This window comes from Cupriavidus sp. OV096, assembly GCF_900115455.1.
GTDB lineage: Bacteria > Pseudomonadota > Gammaproteobacteria > Burkholderiales > Burkholderiaceae > Cupriavidus.
The window spans coordinates 34,730-56,642 of sequence record NZ_FOWM01000006.1; the positions used below are offsets into that span (position 1 = coordinate 34,730).

Sequence of the window (21,913 nt, forward strand, 5' to 3'; positions counted from 1 at the left end):
CGGACGCACCCCGCCAGGGGCGATGCCCGGCCTCAACTTACAAAATCTAGGGACATCGATGGAGCAAGGAGACAGCCTCGCCGGACCTGGCGACACCACGGGCGACACCACGGGCGGCCGACGCCTGCCGCTCGCGGACCTGCGCAAGAAGGACCTCAACCTGCTGGTGGTGCTTGCCGCACTGCTGGAGAGCAACAGCGTGAGCGAGGCCGCCAAGCGGCTCGACAGCACCCAGCCGTCCACCAGCCGCATGCTGGAGCGACTGCGCGACGAAATCGGCGATCCGCTGCTGATCAAGAGCGCGCTGAAGATGCTGCCCACGCGCCGCGCCCAGGAACTGCAGCCGCTGCTCGAAAACGTGCTGCGCCAGATCGAGCAAATCTACACCCAGGCGGCCGACTACGATCCGGCGCTGGAAACCGGCTCCTACGCCATCGGCATCAACGACTCCCTGCAGGCCGTGATCGCGCCCGGCTTCCTGGAGGCGCTGCGTCAGACCGCGCCGCGTGCGCGCGTGCGCATGCAGCCGGTGCCGATGCCGAGCGGCGTCAGCGCGCTGTCCAGCGGCGCCATCGACGTCATGGTGGCCTTCCACCCGGCCGAGGAGCACGAATCGCTGCGCGCGGAGCTGCTGTTCAACGCCCAGTTCGGCTGCCTGTGCGCCACCGGCAATCGCCAGATCGGCGACCATCCCACGCCGGCCGACCTGACGCCGCTGCCCTGCCTCGATGTCTCGCAGTTCGGCCTCGTGACCAAACTGATCGACCGATACTTCGGCGCCCACGGCACCACGCGCAACATCGTCGGCACGCTGACCAGCTATCTGGCCGTGCCGGACGCCGTGGCGGGCACCGCCATGTACGCGATGGTGCCCGGCTACCTCGCCCCGCTGCTGTGCCGCCATCCCGGCGTGCGCTTCGCGCCGGTGGTGGACCCGCTGCTGACCGTGCCGGTGCACCTGTGCTGGCACAACAACGTCCACACGCACCCCTTCGTGTCGGTGCTGCGCACGCTGCTGACGCAGGCCGCCGCGCCGCTGGCGCACTGACGTCCCGGGGTGTCCATGGCGGCTGCGCCCCATCGCGGCTACTCCGGACGGATGCCCGCCGCCTGCGCCACCCGGCGGAAGCGCGCCATCTCGGTCTGGTGGAAGCTGCGCATCGCGTCGGGGTCGTAGGGCATCAGGCTCGACCCCGAACGCGCGACGTAGGCGGCGGACTCCGGCGTCTTCAGGATGGCCTGCATCGTCGTGGCCAGCCGGGCGACGATATCGTCCGGCGTCTGCGCGCGCACGTAGAACGACACCCAGCTGTACTGGATGTAGTCCGGATAGCCGCTCTCGCGCACCGTGGGCACGTCCGGCAGCTCCGGATGCCGGCGCTCGCCGGATACCGCCAGCGCGCGCAGCTTGCCCTGCTTCAGCAACGGTAGCGCCCCCCCGGTATCGACCAGCGCCAGGTCAAGCTGGCTGCCGAGGATGTCGGACATGATCTGCGCCTGGCCCTTGTACGGGATATTGGTGAAGCGGATGCCCGCGAGCGAGCCGAACCACACTGCCGCGAGCTGGTAGCCGGCGGAGTAGGTGCCCACGTTGAACGGCCGCTCCTGCTTCTTCGCGGCGGCGGCCAGATCGCCCATGGTCTTCAGCGGCGACGTCAGCGGCACCACGAACACATTCATATTGCGGCTCAGGCCCGCCACCGGGCGCAGATCGGCGACGGGGTCATAGGGCAACTGCTTGATGACGAGGGGATTGACCGACATCGGCGAATTGCTGGCCAGCAGGATCGTGTAGCCGTCCGCCGGCGCGCTCTTGAGCGCCTGGATGCCGATGACGCCATTGGCCCCGGGCCGGTTCTCCACCACGACCGCCTGGCCGAGTTCGCGCGCCAGCGCCTCGCCGTAGAAGCGCGCCGAGGCGTCCGAGCCGCTGCCGGGCGTGAACGGCACGATGATCCGCAAGGGCTTCGAGGGGAAGTCCTGCGCGCGCTCGCCCGCCTGCGCCGTCGGCGCGTAGACGAGCAGCGTGGTGGCCACCCCGGCCAGCATCGTCTTCAGCCATGTCATGGTGTCTCCCCGTGTGTCGTCTGAAGGCTAGGCCGCCGCGGCGGTCAGGTCCGCCCACAGCGCATCGCCGCCGCGCGCAATCGCACGCCGGCCAATCTCGGCCGCCCAGTACGCCTCGGTGCCGCACTCGGCACGCCAGGCCCACACGCGCCGCGTGGATTGGTGCAGCGAATGCTCGTGCGTGAAGCCGATCGCCCCATGCACCTGATGCGCGATGGCCGCCGCGCGGCCGGCGGACTGCCCGCAGATCACCTTGGCGACCATCGCCGCCTGGGTCCAGTCGCCGGCATCGACCGCCGCGCAGGCGGACGCCACGGCCATGCGCGCGGCCACGGTCTCGTTGGCGAGGATGGCCAGTTGCTGCTGCACCGCCTGGAACTTGCCGATCGGGCGGCCGAACTGCGTCCGCTCGTTCGCGTACTGCACGGTCTGGTTCAGGATGCGCTCCAGCAGGCCAGCGATGCCGATCGCCCGCGTCAGCGCGCCGAGTGCCTGTGGCGCCGCTGGCCATCCCGCCGGATCGCCGCGCACGGCCGCGCTGTCCGGCACGCGCTGGAAGGTGAGCCGGTCGCGCGGTTCGTTGGCGAGGTTCACGCCGGTCTCCACCGCAGCGGCGCCGGTCGCGGCGAGCAGCCAGAGCGGCGCCTTGGTCTCGGCATCGATCGCGCGGATCAGCACATGGCCCACGTAGCGGCCCCACGGCACCGCTACCGCGCCATCGAGTGCCCATCCATCGTCATGCAGACAGGCGCTGACGGGCGCGGCGAGATCGGCAAGGCCGATGGGGCCGCCCGGCATCGCCACGCCAAGCTGGTTCAGGACCCAGCCTGCCACTGCGGTGTCCAGGAACGGCGCCGGGGCGTTGGCGCCGGCCAGCAGCACCGGCAGGCCCTCGGTCCAGCTGGCCTGCGCGCCCTCGTCCGCTTCCGGCACGAAGAGGCGGGTCAGGCCGCTGGCCTCCACCTGGTCCCACAGTTCGGCCGGCCACAGGCCGTGTTCCATCGCGTCGATCCGGGCCGGCGTCACGGCATCGGCAAAGAGACGGCTGGCGCTGTCCGCCAGCATGCGTTCGAGTTCGTTCATCGGACCCCCAGTCCCTTGGCAATGATGCCACGCAGGATTTCGCGGGTGCCGCCGCGCAGCGAGAAGGACGGCACAACCTGTGTCAGATAGCGGTGCGTGGCCGCGAACGGCGACGCGCTCCCCTGCAGGGCATCCCCGAACAGCTGGTGCGCCACCTCGGGAATTCGCTGTTCGAACAGCGCGCCAAGGTCCTTGACGTTGGCGGCGGCCACCTGCGGGTTCTCCCCGCGATTCAGCATGGCCGCAATGCCGCGCGACATCTGCCGCAGGGTGGTCAGTTCCGCCACCAGCAGGCCCAGCTCCGTGGCCTGGCGGCTGTCCGCGGCGTCGGCGTGATCGAGCATCTGGGGCAGCAGCGCGTAGCTGCTCAGGTAGCGCTCGGGGCCGCTGCGCTCGAACGTCAGCTCGGCCGTCACCTGCGCCCAGCCGTCGCCTTCCTTGCCGATCAGCATGCGGTCCGGCACGAAGACATCGGTAAACACCACCTCGTTGAAGCCCTCCTCGCCGGAGAGGCTGCGGATCGGCCGCACCTGCAGGCCCGGCGAGTTCATGTCGACGAGGAACTGCGACATGCCCTTGTGCTTCTCGTCGGCGCCGCGATCGGTGCGCACCAGCGCAATCATGTAGTGCGAGCGGTGCGCGTTGGAGGTCCAGAGCTTGGTGCCATTGATGACCCAGCCGCCTTCCACGCGGTCGGCGCGGGTGCGGATCGAGGCGAGGTCGGAGCCCGAGTCGGGCTCGCTCATGCCGATGCAGAAGTAGACCTCGCCACGGGTGATGCGCGGCACGATCTCGGCGGCGACGGCCGGATCGGCGTAGCGCATCAGCAGCGGTCCGCTCTGGCGCTCGGCCACCCAGTGGCCGCCGACCGGCGCGCCGGCGGCGAGCAGTTCCTCAAGGACCACGTAGCGTTCGAGCATCGAACGCCCCTGGCCGCCGAACTCGCGCGGCCAGGTCATGCCGATCCAGCCGTGCGCGCCGAGCGCCAGGCTGAACTCGGCATCGAAGCCGCTCCAGCTCTTGGCGCGCAACGGGCGCGGCCGGTCCGGCATGACCCGGGCGAGAAATGCCCGCACCTCGGCCCGCAATGGTGCCAGCGGCCCATCGGGCTCGGCTGGGCGGATCACTATCCTGGCGGCTGTGTCCACGCTGTCTCCTGTCGTTATCATGTGTCGCGTTGCCGGGGGCCCCGCGAAAGTGACGACGAGATTAGCAAGCCGCAGACGCCGCACCTATCGCACGGACGGCATATCCGAAATGCGTGCGATAGGTGCGGCGCGCCCGGGGCATGGTTTTCCCGCACCCGGCCCCCTGCCCGCGCGGCGCATACCGGCCCGCGCATAACGGATATGCCCCGCCGAGCCTTGCCTCGGTGCAGGGCGAGCCAGTAGGCTCTTCCTCCATCAAACGACGACGGATCACCGTTGCGGAGGAGACCACCATGAGACACCGACAGGACAAGGTTCGCGCCATCCCTCACCAAACCCGGCGTCGTACGCTGCACACGCTGGCCACCCTGGCGGCGGCCATCGGGCTGGCGCCGCTGGCTGCCCTCCCCGCCCTGGCGCAGGGCGATGCCGCCAGCTTCCCCAACCGGCCCGTGAAGTTCATCGTGCCGTTTCCGCCGGGCAGCGGCACGGACACTGGCGCGCGCATCTTCGCCAAGAAGATCGGCGACCTCACCGGCCAGCCGGTCACGGTGGAGAACAAGCCGGGTGGCAACGGCTTTATCGGCGTGCAGACCGCGCTCAACGCGCCGGCCGATGGCTACACGGTCTTCATCGGCAGCAACTCCACGCTCTCCACCAACGCCGCCACGTTCCGCAAGCTGCCCTATGACCCGCTGACCGACTTCGCGCCGATCAGCCTGCTGACGCGTGGCCCGTGCCTGATCATCGTGCCGCCAAACTCGCCGTACAAGAACGTCGAGGAGCTGGTGGCGGACGGCAAGAAGCGCCCCGGCGCGCTCAACTACGCGAGCGGGTCGATGTCGTACACGCTGTATTCGGAATGGCTCAATGACATGACCGGCATGCGCTCCACCGGCATCAACTACAAGGGGGCGGGCGATGCGATCAACGTGACGCTCTCCGGCACCGTGGACTTCGCGGTGGTGGACGCCAGTGGCGCCATCGAGCTGGTGAAGAGTGGGAAGCTGCGCGCGCTGGCGTACACAGCCCCGCAGCGCACCCACCTGCTGCCCGATGTGCCGAACGCGCAGGAGGCCGGCATTCCGCAGTTCCTGGCCTACAACTGGGTGGCCGCGGCAGTCTCGGCCAAGACGCCGCCGGAGCTGGTGCGCCGCTGGGCCACGCTGTTCCACCAGGCGGCAGAGACACCGGAACTCAAGGACTACTACAAGCGACAATCCACGACGGTCATCATGTCCAGCCCGGCCGAGATGCGCCAGTACCAGCAGGAGGAAATCCAGCGCTGGAAGCAACTGGCTTCCCGCGCTGGCATCCCCCTGCAGTAAGGGTCGCAGTCAGGGCCGCTGTACGGTCCTTTAGCGCTCCAGGTTCTTGCGCTCCGTGGCGGTGAGCATGCGCAGCTGCGATTCGCCCAGGTCCATCTGCCCCAGCACCTGCACCACGCCTTGCGGATCGTACTTCGGCGGCGTGGCGCTGGCGCCTTCGCGTCCTCGCGGCGCGTAGGCGCCGGCGCTGCCGTCGCCCTCATTGCCGTTGCCGAGCACCCGCACCGTGAACACCGACGGCAAGCCCTGGCGCGCCGCCGCGCGGTCGCGCTGCACGGCATCCTGCGCCGCGCTGGCCGCCTGCGACGCCGCCGCGCTGGCGTTGCTCAACGCCCCCACGTTGATCGCCGCCACCACCGGCATGCCCGCCGCCTTGCCCTGCACCTGGATGTTCTCCGCATTGACCACCCGCAGCGCCGCCAGATTGACGTTGCCCGAGACCCGGATACCGGCCTCGCCCGCGTCGATGGTGCCGAGCGGCGCAATCAGGTCGATATCGCCCGGCGGTACTTCCGGGATCGGGTTCAGCGTGGCGATACCCGCGCCCGTATTCGGCGTGGTCGGTGACAGCGCCACCAGCCCGATGTCGTCATACGTGCGCCGCTGCGGCGTGTAGACCACGGTGGACTTGGAGCCGCGCCCCGCGTTGATGTCGCCCTGCGCCGACCAGCCGAGGATATTGCCGCCGAAGGTCGTGAAGATGCGGCTCTGGCCCAGCAGGATACTGTCGCGGGCATACATCTGGATCTCGCCCGCGCCCTGCGTCAGCACGCCGGAACCCTCGCCCGGCACGAAGCCGCCGTCCACGCCGACCAACGTACGGCCACCCGGCGTGAACACGCTGATGTCGCCGCCGAAGTCGGTGTGGATGCCGGCATCGAGCACGTCGTAGAACGGCACGCTGCCGGGGCTGCCCGCAGCCAGCCACTCGGCCTTGCTCAGGTACTTCATGCCCGGTTTGGGACGCGTGGTGAAGCGCCCGTCCAGGTTGTCCTGCCCGCTCTGGTAGAACCGCGCGCTGCTGAACATCGTCAGGTCGCCCTGATAGTCACCCTGAGCGTCCGCCGCCTGCCCCGGGAACAGCGTGGCGATGGCCTCGCGGCCACGCAGGTAGCTGCCCGCGCGCGGACCGGTGGCGTCGTTGAACTCGCGGCCCGAGGCCTTGAGTTCCGCGTAATACACGTTGCGCAGGTAGGCGCGCTGCTGTTCCGGCGGCAGCGCGGCGAGGAACTGCCGCGCGTCCATGGTGGCGGCATCGAAATGCACGCCCAGCCCGTTGCTGCCGCCGAAGCGGTCCGTCAGCCAGTTGACCAGGTGTAGCTGGCCGGCCAGTCCGTATTCGCGCTGCAGGTCGCGGCTGGGCGCCGCGGTGCCGGCGGCCAGCGCCGCCTTGCGCGACTGGTCCAGCTCGGCCTGCCGGGCGGCCAGGAAGGCCGGGGCGCCGGCCTCGTCGCCGGTGTAGCCGAACTCGGCGCGCAGCCAGTCACCCAGCGTCAGCTTGCCGCCGTAGGTGGTCACGGCCTTGCCCGGCTGATCGGCCAGCGGGCGCCCGCTGTCGGCCTGATTGGCCGCATCCAGGTAGCGCGCGGCGAAGGCGTCGAAGCCCAGCCCGTCGAGCCCCTTGGCGCCCACGCCGGCGGCCACGGCAATCGCCGCGCCGTTCGAGCGGTCGTGCTGCGCCGAACCGGCCACCGCGCCGATGCTGCGCAGCTCGCCCTTGTCCGCCAGGTAGAGATCACGCCCGGCGGTCACTTCCAGCAGGCCGGGGCCCGCCACATAGAAGCTGCCGCCCCGGATGTCGCGGCCCGCCGAGATCACCGAGATGTCATCGTCGTTGCCATGCACGATCAGGTTCCCGCGCGTGGTGGCGATCGTGTTCCGGGTGGGCCGCAGCGGCGCGTCGGGCTCGGAGCTGTAGTACTGGCCGAACCAGCCCAGCGCGTCTTCCGGTGCCATCGCGAAGGTACCCAGCGGCGTGCCGGCGTTGACGATATCGCGCCCCGCGCGGATCGCCACCGGCCCGCCCCCCTCGTACAACGGGCTCTGGGTGCCTACCGTGCCCGTCAGGCTGCCCACGTAGATGATGGCGCCGGTGCGCAGGCCGACGATATCGCCCGCGTTCGCATAGAAGCGCGCGGGCGGCTGCCCCTCGCGGGTATAGCCGGATGCGGTGGGCGACGTGAGGCTGAACAGCGGATACGCCTGCTCGCTCTCCACCCCCTTCGAGAACAGCACGCTGGGCGCCAGACCCTGCGGGTCGATATTGCCGACCACGTGCTGGCCGTACCACGCGGTACCGACCACGCCGAGGAAGCCGGGGTTGAACGGGCTCGGCAGCAGCGTGGGATTGGCGCCGGACTGGGTCACCGAGTAGCCGGCGGCGTAGATCGAATCGCCAGCCAGCAGCTCCAGCGCGCCGGTGCCCGTCACCGCGAAATGCGGGCTCACCGGCGAAGGTGCCAGGATCAGGCCGACCGGCGACTGCTCCGGACTGTTGTTGCTGACCCGGCCGGAACTCGCGTTGCCGTAGTACAGGCTGCCGTTGGGCGCCGCCGCGCGCAGGATCGACGGCATCACGAAGCGGCCGTCGGTGGCGCTATGGTTGCTGCGGTCCCGGTCGTCCGTCCACGACGTGGACGGCGTCAGGTTGCCGCCCGCGCTGAACAGGTCGATGGCGGTGGACGGCGTCCACAGCGAGAACCAGCTCCAGCCCTCGCCATCCTGCGCGGTGCCGTCGAGCGTGAACGGCGTGCCGTTGTGGAACTGGGCCACGCGGCCCGGATCCGCCACGCCGCCGATGACGAGGTCGCCGCGCGACTCGATGCGCACGCCGGCATCGCCCACCACCAGCACCGGCCCGCCGCCCGCGATGGACGAGGTGGCCACATAGGGCTGGTAGGCGCGCGTCTCCATCGGATCGGCACGGTCGTAGCGCAGCTCGATGCCGCCCACGGCGCCGGCTTCCAGCCGCAGCGCGCCGCGCAGGTTGACGAACGTGCTGTTCAGGTCCAGGCGCGGATTCGAGAAGCGGGTCAGCGGCGTGATCTCGCCATTGCTCTCGGGCTGGTTGCGGACTTCCGCCACCGGGTTCAGGCCGCCGCCGATGCGGATGTCGAGGTCGCCCCCGCCGGTCTGCGTCAGCGTGCTGCCATCGGCCGAGACGCGGCCCGTGCTGCCCACGGCCAGCACCAGACCCTGGCTCCGCGAGAGCACCGGCGCGCCATTGCCCATGCGCGATTCCAGCATGCCGGCGTTGCCGCCGGCTTCCATCACCAGATTGCCGCCGCCGAGCGTGCCGATACCGGTGAAGCCCACCAGGAACGGCAGGGTGCCCTGCACCGCGTACTGGTCGTCCTTGGCCGCCACATAGCTGCCGAAGTTGACCCACCACGCCGTGGGCACGCCCTCGCCGGGCGCTGCCGCGCTGCCGGTGCCCTGGCGCCACAGCCAGCCGCCCACGGCCGAGGTGTCGAAGTGGATGCGCATCTGGCCCAGCGCGTCGTCGGTGCGGATGGTGCCCGGCTTGGTGCCGATGATGTCGCCGCGCACATCGCCCTGCGCGCGCACCAGCACGTTGCCGCCGTGCTCGGGATACCACGCCTGGTACGTGCTCTGCGCGCCGCCGTTGATAAACGGTTCGAGGTAGGCGCCGTTAGCGCCCAGCAGCGTGCCGTCCGCGCCCCTGGCGCGCGCCTGGTTATAGGCCGCACCCACGCCGGCCGCCTGCGTGCCGGCGGTATAGACGCCGAACGGCGAGGTCATGGTGAAGTCGGCCGCGGCCAGCAGGTCGAGGTCGCCGGTGCCGGTGCGCAGCACGCTGAACATTTGCTGGCGCCCCGGCATCATCTTGTCCTCATAGACCGGCGGCGTGCCATCGGCGATCTTCTCGACGAGGATGCCGAGGCCCAGGTCGTTGAGCCCCGCCACTGCTTCCTCACCGCCATACGCCTCGAGGTTGATCGGCGTGCCCGGCACTTCGCCGAACATCCAGGCCTCCGGCCCCCAGATGTACTTGCCCGGGATGCCCGTGCCCGGCTTGAGCACGGTCTGCTGGGCCAGCCCGTAGTGGGTATCGGCCAGCAGGAGCTGCCCGCGCGTGCTGCGCGGCTGCAGCGCGCGGGTGTCGGCCGCCGTGAGGTCGGCGCCGCCCACCAGCCGCATCGACCACGCCTGCGAGCCCTGCTCCAGCATCGGCGCCAGCGCCCAGGTGCGGCCCTGGTTGCCGCTGGCATCCGCGTCGCGCATCAGCACGGTGGTGGCGTCGCCGGGCAGCTTCACCACGGTTTCGGCCGGGATCATGGCGCCCTTGCGCAGCATCAGGTCACCCGCCAGCACCACGCCGTTGACCGGGCCGTAGGTGGGCATGTCCACCACGGCGCCATCGGGGAACGGCAGCGGCACGCCGGCCGGCCACGTCATGGCCGCCACATGCGCGGCGCCCGGCAGGCGGTTGCCCGCGTCGAGCTGCATGCCAGTGGTCAGCGTGAGCGCGGCAGACAGTACCGTGCCGGCCGGATGCACCACATTGCCCGCGCCGTCGCGGATGGCGCCGCCCAGCACGGTGCCGGCCGGCAGCACGAGGTCCGCTGTCAGCGTGGCGCGCGTGGGCAGCTCGGTGCCGGCGCGCAGGCTCATGGCCTGGATCGGCAAGGCGTAGTTGAGCGCGCGGCCCGGCTGGAAGAAGGTGCCGTCGGCCAGCGTGACCTTGCCGTCGGTCGGCACCACCACGTCGCCGCCCCAGGGCACGCGGCCCTTGACCAGCATCCAGCCGTTGTCGTCCGGCGTGACGGGCAGCGCGGCGCCGTCGAAGCCATCGGACACGCTGCCAAAGATCTTGAAGTCCCCGCCGGCACGCATCACCAGCGCGCCCGCCTCGCCGGAGCCGCGCACGCCGGTCTGCTGCGTATGCGGGTTGACGCTCGCGTAGCGGTAGCCGGACAGGTCGATATCCCCGTCGATATGCAGGTCGCCATCGGGCGTGATCGAGACGATCTCCACGCCCGGGCGCAGGTGGAACGCGTCCGCGTAGGTGCGCAGGCCGGCCAGCCTGCGGGTCATCAGGTCGCCGTTGGCCAGCGCGTTGCCCATGAAGGTCAGGCTCTCCGCGTGCTTCTGGTCCAGGTAACCCTGGGTGATGGACTGGTAGTCGCGCCCATCGGCCGTGCCGCCGGAGACCAGCGGCGCGTCGTTGTAGGTCTGGAACGCGTTGACGGTGATCGCGCGCGCGCCGTCGATGCGCACGCTGCCTGATGCGTCGATGTCGACGTCGTTGCCGGTGGCGCCGCCCAGCCGGCGGGCGCTCAGCTCCACCGTGCCGAGCGACAGCGGCGTGCCGTCGGTGCCGGCGCGCACGTCCATGCGCGCGCCGTCCGCCAGCGTCAGCCGGCCTTGCCCCGCGTTGATGTCGATCACGGCGCGGTTCGGCGCCTCGATCACCTGCCCGTAGCTGTCCACGCGCAGCACGCGGCCATGGGCGTCCAGCAGCGCGCCGCCGCCGATCGTCACGCCATCGCGCGCGGCCAGGCGGATGCTGCCGACCTGCTCGCCGCTGGCGTCCACGGTGCCGTTCACTACGAGGCGGCCGCCATCCACCGAGACGCTGATCTCGCGCGCCTTCAGTTCGTCGCCCACCGTCAGGTCGCCCTGCTTGATCTGGAAGTTGCGGCTGCCGGTGACCCCGCCCGCCGTCAGGCGCTGATTGAGGCCCGTGAAGTCGGCCACGTGCTGGCCGCGAATGTCGGCGCCGCCGGCCGCGTACGGCACCCACGTGCCGCCCGCATCGTAGTAGCCGGTGCTGCCGCCGGCGATGGCACCGCGCAGGTCCACCGTGCCCGCGCCAGCCCCCACCGCCACGGCGGTGAGCTTGCCGGCGCGGTTCTCCAGCGCGGAGAGGTCGATGCGCGAACCAGCCGTCTGCAGGATGTTGCCGGACTGGCTTTCCAGCACCACGTCGCCGCCCCAGCTGTACTTGCTGACGTCGAAGAAATCGACCTTGCGGCCGGCGAGGTCCAGCCGGGCGCCATCGCCGAGCACGACATCGCCCTCGGCGGACACCGTGAGCTTGCCGCTGGGCAGCGCCACGGTGGTGTCGAGTGCCACGCTGCGTCCGGCGAGCGAGACTTCCGCGCCCAGCGCGGCAATCAGCTCCGCATTCGTCAGCGCGGGCGCGGTAGCCCCGGCAGGCGCGGCCACGTTCACCGCGCCGCCCGCGCGGATCTTGTTGACCGAGCCTGCCGCGCCGGTCAGCAGCGGCGTATGGATGGTCAGGTCGCCGCCGCTGTAGGCGTAGGCGTTAGTGGCTGCATCCCAGGCGCCGCGCGTCTGGTAGACCGCGAGCGAGCCGGTCTGGTTGGCCGTGACGCGTTCGCTGGCGTTCAACTCCACGCCGCCGAAGCCCAGCACCAGCCGGTCCATATCGTGGATGGTGTCCGGGCGGGTGCCCGGGCCGTAGCCGAATTCGATCTGGCGGGCATCGACGATGAACTGCCCGCTGCCGTTGCCGGCGCCACCGGCCGCCACCTGCCCCGGCGCGGTGTTGGTGCCGTTCCAGACCAGCGTGTCGGTACGGATGCGGGCGCGGGCGTCGGCGTCTCCCAGGCCGTAGATGGCCGGGGTGGTCAGCACCAGCCGTTCCAGCGAGGACTTGCCAGTGGTAGGGTCGATGGTGGACAGTTCGATCGAATCGTAGAAATTGACCGCGTCGCGCGCCGTCAGCACCAGATTCTCCAGTGCCGGCGCGCCCGCGCTGGTGTCGCCGCGCAGCAGGCGGTCCAGCACGCCCTGGTTGAGGGTCAGCCCCGGGGTCAGGGCATTGCGCGCGGCCACGGCGGCCAGCGACGCCTCGCTCCCCACGTTGATGCCGCCCACGGCCAGCGTCAGGTTGCGCGTGCCGTAGCGCGCCGTGTCGCGCAGCTCGAAAGTCTGGTCGGTGGCGGCCGCGATGGTGCCTTCCGAATAGAGCTGCGTGGTGCCGTTGCAGACGGCGCCCGCCGCGCAGGCGCCAATGTCGATGCGGCCCGGGCCCTGCGCCGGGTCATTGCCGATGGCAGGCGGCAGCAGGTCCAGCCAGCCGTTGGACACCGCCAGCACGGACAGCCGGGCCGGATCGTAGACGTAGCCGTCCATGGAATCCCACGCGGCCTTGCCCTGCCCGAGCGTGTTGATGCCCGCGCCCTGCTCGATGACGATGCCGCCGGACTTGGCGCCGGTGACGAGGAACACCTCGCCGGCCTTGAGCACCGCGCCTTCGCGCAGCACGATGTTGCGGGCGTTGCCGGTGAAGGTGGCGATGTTGTCGCGCGGTGCGCCGGTGGTGGCGCGCACCACGGCGGGCAGGCCGCCGATGCCGAGGCGGTTGGCGCCGATGGCATTGAGGTCGTCCGCGTGCAGCGAGATCTGGTTCAACAGATCCCCGCCGGGCAGCGCCCGCGGCGTCGCGCCGGCCGCCAGGATCTCGTAGTCGCCGGAGTTGCTGACGACCAGCGCGCTGCCGCCATAGCCGCCCGTCGGCGTGCCGTAGGCGGTGGTGCCGCTGGCAAAGCGCAGCGCGGGCGCGTCACCGATCTTGCCGGCCTGGATATCGGCGATGAATTCGAGCTGAAGGCCCTTGGCGTCGCGCTCGAGCATGGGCCGTGGCACGCCGTTGAGCGCCGCGTTCGCCAGCCCGAATTCGGCGTAGCTCGTCTCGTTGTACTGCGACAGCCGGCGCAGCCTGTCGGCCGAGGTCAGCAAGACCTGCGTCGGCAGCGCATCGCGGAGGGTCGTGTTGGCCGTGCCGAGCTGCGCGGAGGTGGCGTACGAGCCATTGCGCATGGCCAGCGCCGGTCCCTGCCCCAGCCCAGCCTGGCTGGCGCCGTTGAGTTCCACGCGGAACGCGCCCGGTAGCAGCGCGAAGGTCGAGGGCAGCAGCGTGTAGGTGCCGGCAGGCAGCCCCGGCACGCCCGCGCCGATGGTGATCTGGCGGCCGATGGCCGGGTCGCTGGCGCCGTGCTCGGCCACGATCGGCGCATAGCCGGCCTGCGCGCCCGGCACGATGGCGTAGATGGGATTGGTGCCCAGGCCCGGCAGCGTGAAGCCGCCCTTCGGCGACACCTGCACCAGCGGATTCATCCGCGCGTCAGTGGAGCCGCCGCGCCCGGCCAGGAAGGCCGCGCCGGTCAACTCGCCGCCGCCGGTCATGTCCAGCAGCGCGCCCGGCTGCACGTCGATGGCGTGGCCGGTCAGGTTGATGGTCGGCCCCGCGCCCACGCCGGGGAACACCACGTCCGTGCCGTCGTGCATATAGCTCAGGCCGTCCAGCGTGCCGCCGTAGGGCATCACCAGCCCGTTCGCGCTGACCGACGTCACGCTGCCGGGCAGCACGTTGACCACGCCGGTTTCCGTGCCGTTGCCGCTGGTCCCGATCGAGACCGAGCCGAGCGGGGCCCGCACGACGCCGCCCTGGTTGACCGTGGGGCCGGAGAGACTCAGGGTGCCGAAGACCGAGTACGGCGTGGCGGGGAGTGCGTCGCCCACCCGCTCGATGTTCAGCACGCGGGTCGGGTCGAAGGTGCGGATGGGGCTGCCCCACTGGTTGACACCGTCGATCTGCCCGACCAGGACCCTGCCGCTGTCCTGCATGGCCGGGTAGATCTGCGAGGCGGCCAGCGTCAGGTCGCCCGGCTGGTACAGCAGCGCGGCGCCGGACATGCGGATGTCCGAGGCGCTGCGCAGCGTCATCTGGTCGAAGGCATCGCGCTCCACCTTGAGCGGATCGACGGCGTTCTGGATGATCTCGCCGCGCGCGCCAACGCTCAACTCGCCCACGATGTCGAGGAACTGCGCATCGGCCAGGAAGCTGGTGCCGTCCGCCACCAGCGGCACACCGAGCGTGCCGCCCGCCGCGCCGGAATTCTTGGAGCCGCGCACCGGGTTCGGCATGATGCCGTTTTCGCCCTGGCTGCGCGTGGTGCCAGCGAGGCGCATATAGGGCGCCGCCAGGCTGACACGCGTGCCGGCCGCAGCCTGTTCGGCCAGGCCGATGGCGCTGGCGGTCAGGCTCAGGCTCTGGCCCATGGCCAGGTTCACGTCGCCATCGAAGCTGATCAGGCCGTTGGCGAGCAGCGCCAGGTTGTCGAAGCCACCGGCCGCCACACGGTCTACGCCGATACGGGCGGTGCCGTAGCGCAGCGCGGCATCGCGCATGCCGGGGCGCAGCGCGTCGGAGAGGCCGCTATCGCCCTGCACCTGCGCCACCACCAGTTCACGCGGCACACGCACCGCGTCGTCCACGGCCGCGCCCTTCAGGGTGTTGCGGTCCACGCCGAGGTAGGACGGCGTCTCCAGGTTGATCGCCAGCGTGCCGCCGGCCGCGCCCGCGCCACCGGCTGCCGCGCGCAGGTCGCCATCCACGAACAGGCCGCGCATCGAGCTGAGCGCGATCACCCCGCCGTTGCTGGCCACGTTGATCGGGCCGACGCCGGCTACGTCCACCACTGCCGACGCCCCGGAGGCGTCCAGCCGCGCGCCGGGCCGCACCACCACGAAGGCATCGGCCGCATCGACCTCCCGTGCGCCGTCCACGTGGCGCGCGCCGATCTCGATGGTGCCGCCGTTGGCGACCTCGCCATAGGCCCGGCCCTGCACGTCACGCGCGGTGACCGCACGGCCTGCCACGTCGATCACGGCATCGCCGCCGATCCAGATCGAGCGGCCATCGGGCGTGCCGCTCGGCGACGCCGCATTGCCCACGCCCAGCGCGGTCTGCAACACGGCGACGCTGCCGCCCCAGGCGTTCAGCGTACCGTCGATGGTGATCTGGCCGTTGCCCTGCAGCGTCAGCGCGTGGCCCGGATCGACCGTGACCGTGGCGCCCTGCCCCACCGTCACCGGCGCCTGGCCGTAGACGTTGCCGCCACCCAGCACGAGGTCGGCGCCGCGCCGCTGCGTCAGCACGCCATGGACCGGATCTTCCTCCCACAGCGGCGGCAGCCAGCGCTCCAGCGCCTGCGAGGGGTCCGCGCCGGTGGGCACCCTGTGCGCCGCCGTGGTGTCGTGGCGCAGCACCGGCATGATGACGTCGACGGTGGCGCCGTTGGCGATCTGCGAGCCCTGCTGGCCCGATACGTCGTACTTCGAAAAGCCGGTCTGGAACAGGTCGGTATCCAGCACCAGCAGCGGCTTGACCGCTACGTCGGTGGAAAGCACCGCGCCAGCCGGCAGGCGGTCTCCGGCGGCCATCGCATGGTCGGTCTGGAACGCCGTGCCCGCCTTGACCGTGGTGCTGTACATCGCCACCGGCATGCCGTTCGGGAACACGTTGCCCGGCACCACGTAACCGGCGCCCATTTCGCCCTGCGTGCGCACCAGCACGGTCCCAGCAGGCACCGTGGTGCCGCTCGCGTACCAGGCGCCGTTCGTGTCGTACACAACGAACTGGTTGAAGCCGACGCCCGGCGGCACCACCCACCCCTGGGTGAGCGTGAGCGGCCGGCTCGGCGCGATGGCGATGGTGCCCGGCGACACCTGGCCCGGCGCAGCGGTGTCGGACGTGAACGTGTAATCCACCGGCAGCACCGTGCCCGCCTTGATCGTGAACGGCTGGTCCAGCGTCAGGTGCACCGGCACCGATTCCCCGGCGCGCAGCACGCCGGATTCGGCCAGCAGGCCGCCGCCGATGGCGACGCCCAGCCCCGAGTCGATGGTCAGCGTACCGCCGCCGTTCACCCCGTAGCCGCGCAGATCGCCATCCATGCGCAGCGTGCCCGAGCCGGTGCCGGCCACGTCATACTGGTTCGAGCGGAGCGTGATATTGCCGCCGCGCCCGCCGCGCAGCGAGCCGTCCGCCATCAGCGCCGCACCGGACGACACGTCGATCAGGCTGCCCGCGCCGAGCGTGACGTCGCCCGAGCTGCTGACCGTGACCGAGCCGCCGTTCACATAGGGCAGGCCGTCGATGTTGCCCGGGTCCTGCTTGAGATTGGTCCACAGGCCGCGCGCATCGAGGGTGACGCCGGGCGCCACGGTCACGGTTGCCGTGCCGGTGGACGCGTCGGTGACGGGCCGGTCGATCCAGTTGCCCGGGGTGCCCCGGCTGACGATGTCCCCAAGCGCGATGGTGCCGCCACGCGCGGTAAGGTCCGCGCCGATGTCCACCGTGGTGGCATGCAGCCCCAGCGCGCCGCCCGTCGCCACGGCCAGCGGCGCATCCACGGCAATGCCATCCTTGGCGAAGACCGTGAAGCCGCCGAGTTCCAGCCCGTTGAGCCAGCCGGCGTCGAGACGGATGTGGCCGCCGCTCTGATCCGCCGGCAGCGCGTCTTCGAGCGCGATACCCTGCGCGATGCCCTGCACCGCGCCAATGTCGACCTGCCCGGCCACCGCCGTCGGGATTTCCCGGATCGTGTTGGTGGCGGGGTCGAACAGCGGCGTCAACTTGCCGATCACCAGCTGTCCGCGCCGCGGCGCGGCAATCTGGGACTGCTGGTAGCCGTCCAGCCCGGCGTCGCGCGCCTGGCCCTGGCGCGGGCCCTGATAGACGGTGGCGTCGATATCGCCCTCCATCACAGCCGAGGCGGTGGACACCACCACGCGGCCGGCATCGCGGCCCACGGTGTAGCCGTTCTCCAGCCGCTCGCGCGGCGCGATCAACGGGTTGTAGAACTGCTCGGTGGCCTTGGCGCCCCAGCGCTTGTGCGCGGCCTCAAAGCCGCGATACACGCCCTCGTAGGTCATGTCGCCGGGCGCGGTGGCGAGGTTGTAGAGCTGGCCGTCGCTGCCGCGCAGCCAGGTCTGCTTGATCTTGCCGGTCTGCACGTCCAGCGAGCCGCCCGCCACATTGATGGTCGAGCCCGCCCGCGAGACCAGCTCGCCGCCTTCGAACAGCACGGTGCCGCCCAGCGCGGCCCATTCGCCGATGCCGTGGCCGCTCGTGTTCAGGTAGCCGCTGACTTCCAGCAGGCCGCCGCCGGTGTACCAGCGGTCCGTGGTGGCGCCGTTGGTGCCGGCCGGCACGCGCACGAGGTAGCGCCGGTCCACCCACATGGTGGTGTTGTTCAGCTTGCCGGAGTCGCGGTTGTTCGGGGCGTCGCGCTGCTCGTTGCCCTGGACGTTGATCTCGACGTTGTTGGACTCCATCGCCACGCGCACGCCCACCGCGCCCGACACATCCAGCACGGCGCGATCGGCCAGCAGCGTGCGTCGCGCGGCATTGACCTGGATCTGTCCGCCGGTGGCCAGCGCCAGCGAATCGGCGTCGAACAGCACGTCCCCGCCCGAGGCGATCTGCACCAGCGACTGGTCGCGCCGGTTGTAGCCGCCCTCGCTGGCGGTGGCGGAATCCTTGATCAGCGCGTCGCGCTGCACGTCGAGCGCGGTCTCGTTGCTGTCGGCCAGCAGGATGGCGCTGACGCTGCCCGGCGCCAGCGTCACGCGGCTCTTGTCATCGCCCTCGGCGCGCAGGTGCACCGTGCCGCGCGTGGTGACGGAGCTGCTGGAGAGCAGCACGCCGCGCTGCTCGACCGTATGGCCCTTGAGCGTGATGTCGCCGGTGGCGGCCTGGATCAGGCCGGCGTTGGTGACCAGCCCGGCCGTGCTGCCCGGGTTGCGCAGCACATCCACCTCATTGCCGCGCGTGGTGGACGTCTTGTTCGCGTCGGTGCCCATGCCCCGGCGAATCACAAAGCTGTCGCCGGCGGCCAGCGTAGTCTGGCCGTTCGGCGTGACGATGGTGCCCCGGTTGTGCGCCTCGCGGCCGGCCAGCAGCACATAGCCGCCGCCCTCGGTCACGCTCTGCGGCGTGCGCGTGGCGATGCGGGCGCCCGCTTCCACCACCACGTCGCCGGTGGCGTTGCCGAAAGAGGTAGCGGTCGCCGTCGAGACCAGGTCATTGGCGAAGGTGGGCACGTAGCCGCTGCCCTTGGCCTCGCTGAACAGCCCCTTCTGGAACTGCGAATCGGTCATGCCGGCGGCGGCGGCCACGAGGTTACGCGTGTCGACCTGGCTGGTGCCCTTGAAGACGATGCCGTTGCGGTTGACGATCATCACCGTGCCATCGGCCTTGATCTGCCCTTGGATCTGGCTGGGCCGCGCCTGCGGATCGTTCACGCGGTTGAGCACCGCCCAGTCGGCCTGCTGGTGGAACTCCACCGTGGTGTTGCGGCCCACGTTGAAGGTTTCCCAGTTCAGGATGGCGCGGTCGCCGGTCTGCTCGATGGAGACCACGGTCCGGCCATCGACAACCTTCTGCCCGGTGGCCTTGTCCAGCGGCCGGGCGTTCTGCCAGCCCGCCGTCAGGCTGTTGGTATCGACCTTGAGGCCGCCCTCGGCCAGCCCGTCGGGGACGGACGGGTCCTGCGCGGCGGCGTTGCGCGCCGCAGCCTGCGCGGCCTGCATGGCGGCGATGGCCTGCGCGGTGGTGGCGAGGTTCTGGATCGAACGCTGAAGCTGCTGGTTGGCCTGCTGTTGCTGCGCGGACGGGTTGGTCAGCGCGGAGGCCGGCATGCCGTTGGGCAGCCGGCCGGTGGCGGCCGCCGTGCCCTGCATCATGTTCTTCTGCGCCATCCAGTCGCGGCTGAAGGCCTGCTGGGCGTGCGCGCCATCGAGCATGCCGCCCGCTGCCACCAGCAGCGCTATCGCATGGGCCAGCGGCCGGCGGCGTGGATTCGGAAGCCGGAAGCCGCCGCCGTGTTGTGGCGAAGGCATGTTCCCGCTGTGAGCGCGCATCTGCATGGTGATCTCAATCCCGTCAAGCAACGTTGGCGGGCCGCCTCTCGCAATCTGCGTGGCGTGGCGGCCCTGTCGTCATGTCCACCGACGGCAAGCGCCGTCGATGCTCCTGGGACCTAGACCATTGGGCCGAAGGGAATCGGCAAGCTTTTCCTTGAAGATTTCGTGACAGCGATCCGGGAAAACCCGGACCACCGTGCCTGCGAAAAACCTAGCTCAGCAGCACCATGCCGCCCGGCAGCGTGCGCGCGTGCAGCCCGAACGAGCGCTGCATCTGGACGATGGCCTTGTCGAGCGCGTGAATCTGAAAACGGCCGGTGACCGGCTTCGCCGCGAGTTGGCGGTCCAGCAGCACGACCTTGCCGGTACGGTAACGATTGATCTCGTCGAGCACCTCGCCCAGCGGCGCATCGGTGAAGCGCAGGTAGCCCTGGCGCCAGCCCGGCATGCGCGCGGCATCGAGCTGTTCGGCGCGGCCCAGCGTGTGGTCGTCGTAGCGCAGGCGCTGGCCGCCCGACAGTTGCACGGTGCCGCTGGCATGGGCCACCTGTACCTGGCCGTCGATGCAGGTCACGCACACCGCGCCGTCCAGGTGCCGGACCTCGAAGCGCGCCGCCTGGCGCTGAAGCGCCTGCGTATGGCCGGCGCCGGCCGCCACCACGAAGGGCGTTTCGGCACGGCTCAGGTCGATGGCGGCTTCCCCGGCGATCAGGTCGATGCCGCGCGTGCCGCCCGCGCCGGGCCACACCGCGATGCTGGTGCGCGTATTGAGTTCGACATCGACGGCGCCGCCCAGCGCCAGCCGCCGCTGTTCGCCGGTGGCGGTGCGGTAGTCGGCACGCCATTCATTGGCGGCGGGCCACAGGCCCAGCGGCGGGTGGACGACGGCTGCTACCGCCGTCGCCGCGGTGGCGCCCAGCGCGCCACCGAGGAACGCACGCCGCTGCCAGCTGGACGGACGCCGTGCCGCCGGCAGGGTGGCGTGTATGGCGGCGGGGTTGCGCGCCTTGACCATCGCGGCGGCCTCGCCGAGCTGGGCCCAGCGGGCGCGCGCGGCGGCAAAGGCGGCGGCGTGGGCAGGGTTCGCCTGACACCACTGCCGCAGCGCCGCGCCGTCGGCATGCGTGATCTCGCCCGCCGCGACACGGCGCACCCAGGCGAGCGCCTGCCGCTCGACGGGATCCAGTTCGCGCGGCGGGGGGAACGGAGCATTCATGGTTGGGATCATGGCGTCAGACGAGCCATCCTCGGGTAGCGCCCGGCCAGCAGGCTTACAGACAAGACGGTTGGGCGGACGCGGATCGGCACGATTTCTTCACTCATGCTTCGGCATGTGCGCCATGCAGTACTCATGGGCGCGTTTCAGTTCCAGACCGACCAGTCGCGTGGATACGCCGAAGCGCACCGCCACCTCCTGGTTGGAGCGCTCCTCCACGCGCACCGCGAGGAAGATCGCCCGCCGCCGGGGCGGCATGCTGTCGATCAGCCGCGCCAGCGCCTCCAGCTCGTCGCGGGCGGCCACGGTCTGCGCCGGCCCCGGGGCGGGATCCGCGATTTCGAGCATCAGCGTGTCCACCTCGTCCGCACTCATATAGCGGCGGTCGCGCTGGAGCCGGTCCAGCGCGAGGTTGGTCGCCATCCGCATCAGGTAGGCGGCCGGGCTGCTGACCGGGCCGCTTTCCTCGCTGCGGTCTTCCAGATGGACCCAGGTGTCGTGCAGCGCGTCGCTGGCCAGCTCGGACGAGCCGAGCCGCCACGTCAGGCGGCGCTTGAGGTCTTCGTAGCGCAGCGCGAGGAGGTCGCGCAGGGTGGCGCGGGTGGAATCGCTCATGGCTCAGCCCGCCTGCCGTTCGCACGCCGGGCGGCACGCGCCGGCCTGCGCCGCCCGTGCGTCGCAGTGCACGGGGTGGGCCAGCAGCACGAAGGGCCGCGACGGATCGGTGGGCGACAGGCCCACATCGACCTGTTCGAGGGTCTCAACGATGGCTGCATCGCGTGCCTTGTCGCCGGTGGTGTCCAGCAGCCGCACCTGCCGCACATGGCCGGAGGCATCGACATGCACGCGCAGCGCCAGCCGGTATTCCCCGAACGCCAGCGACGGCCGCGCGCACAGCGCCCGGTAGATGCGCGCCTGCACCGCGCCGTCGACCTGGCGCTGCCGGCTGGCGGTGGCCTCTGGCGCGGGCGCATCCGGCGGGCGGGGTGTGGGGATCAGCACGAAGGCGTCGGACGCCGCGGCCTGCACGGTCAGCCCGGTGCCGTCCACCAGCCTGCGCAGCGCGTCCTCGGGGCGATAGCTGCCATGCACCGGATTCGAAGTGCGGCCCTCCGCGAGTTCGGAAGGGAAGAAGACGGACAGGCTGGTCAGCCTGTCGTACTGCGCCAACGCCTGTTTCAACGGCTGGGCCGGCAGGTCGAAGGCGATCTCGGCCATGCCGTCCGGCGTGGCCTGCTGGGCGCGGAGCTTCTGGCAGGCCATGCAGAGCACGAGCAGCGTCAGGTAACCCACCAGCGCGCGCGCACTGGGCGATGCGACCAGCCTTGCCATCACGATCCAAGATGAGTCGTCCGTTGAGGAATGCC

At 70.9% G+C, this 21,913-nt stretch carries 9 protein-coding genes; 2 read left to right on the forward strand and 7 right to left on the reverse strand.

What is annotated here, in order from left to right; all coding sequences use genetic code 11:
* Positions 1 to 58 precede the first annotated feature (58 nt).
* A complete protein-coding gene (locus BM115_RS15045; protein ID WP_092295204.1) occupies positions 59 to 1,048 on the forward strand; it encodes a LysR family transcriptional regulator in 990 nt (329 codons plus the stop codon).
* A 38-nt stretch (positions 1,049 to 1,086) separates the two neighbouring features.
* Here the strand turns inward: BM115_RS15045 and BM115_RS15050 are convergent, their stop codons facing one another.
* Genes BM115_RS15050 through BM115_RS15060 form a run of 3 tightly spaced genes read right to left on the reverse strand, consistent with a single transcriptional unit; the run spans position 1,087 to position 4,319 of the window.
* Positions 1,087 to 2,067: a Bug family tripartite tricarboxylate transporter substrate binding protein gene (locus BM115_RS15050; protein WP_092295207.1), complete on the reverse strand. Its 981-nt coding sequence runs from the start codon at positions 2,065 to 2,067 to the stop codon at positions 1,087 to 1,089.
* 27 nt (positions 2,068 to 2,094) lie between these two features.
* On the reverse strand, positions 2,095 to 3,150 hold the full coding sequence (locus tag BM115_RS15055) for an acyl-CoA dehydrogenase family protein (RefSeq protein WP_092295210.1): 1,056 nt from the start codon (positions 3,148 to 3,150) through the stop codon (positions 2,095 to 2,097).
* The gene (locus BM115_RS15060; protein ID WP_369823443.1) at positions 3,147 to 4,319 is read right to left on the reverse strand and encodes an acyl-CoA dehydrogenase family protein; all 1,173 of its coding nucleotides are present in this window, start codon (positions 4,317 to 4,319) and stop codon (positions 3,147 to 3,149) included. Before BM115_RS15060 ends, BM115_RS15055 begins: the two co-directional genes overlap by 4 nt.
* A 272-nt stretch (positions 4,320 to 4,591) precedes the next feature.
* Here BM115_RS15060 and BM115_RS15065 point away from each other — a divergent pair, with 272 nt between their 5' ends.
* Positions 4,592 to 5,626, forward strand: a complete 1,035-nt coding sequence (locus BM115_RS15065) for a Bug family tripartite tricarboxylate transporter substrate binding protein (protein WP_092295215.1) — start codon at positions 4,592 to 4,594, stop codon at positions 5,624 to 5,626.
* Positions 5,627 to 5,656: 30 nt separating this feature from the next.
* Here BM115_RS15065 and BM115_RS15070 read toward each other — a convergent pair whose 3' ends face one another.
* The 4 genes from BM115_RS15070 to BM115_RS15085 all read right to left on the reverse strand — a co-directional run bounded on the left by BM115_RS15070 (position 5,657) and on the right by BM115_RS15085 (position 21,878).
* Entirely contained in the window at positions 5,657 to 19,306 is a 13,650-nt protein-coding gene (locus tag BM115_RS15070) for a filamentous haemagglutinin family protein (protein ID WP_177219929.1), read from the reverse strand.
* Positions 19,307 to 19,541: 235 nt separating this feature from the next.
* Positions 19,542 to 20,546 carry a FecR family protein gene (locus BM115_RS15075; RefSeq protein ID WP_177219930.1) on the reverse strand — a complete coding sequence of 335 codons (1,005 nt, stop codon included), beginning with the start codon at positions 20,544 to 20,546 and terminating at the stop codon, positions 19,542 to 19,544.
* Positions 20,547 to 20,645: 99 nt separating this feature from the next.
* On the reverse strand, positions 20,646 to 21,161 hold the full coding sequence (locus BM115_RS15080) for an RNA polymerase sigma factor (RefSeq protein WP_092295224.1): 516 nt from the start codon (positions 21,159 to 21,161) through the stop codon (positions 20,646 to 20,648).
* A 3-nt stretch (positions 21,162 to 21,164) separates the two neighbouring features.
* Positions 21,165 to 21,878: an STN domain-containing protein gene (locus tag BM115_RS15085; protein ID WP_092295227.1), complete on the reverse strand. Its 714-nt coding sequence runs from the start codon at positions 21,876 to 21,878 to the stop codon at positions 21,165 to 21,167.
* Positions 21,879 to 21,913 lie beyond the last annotated feature (35 nt).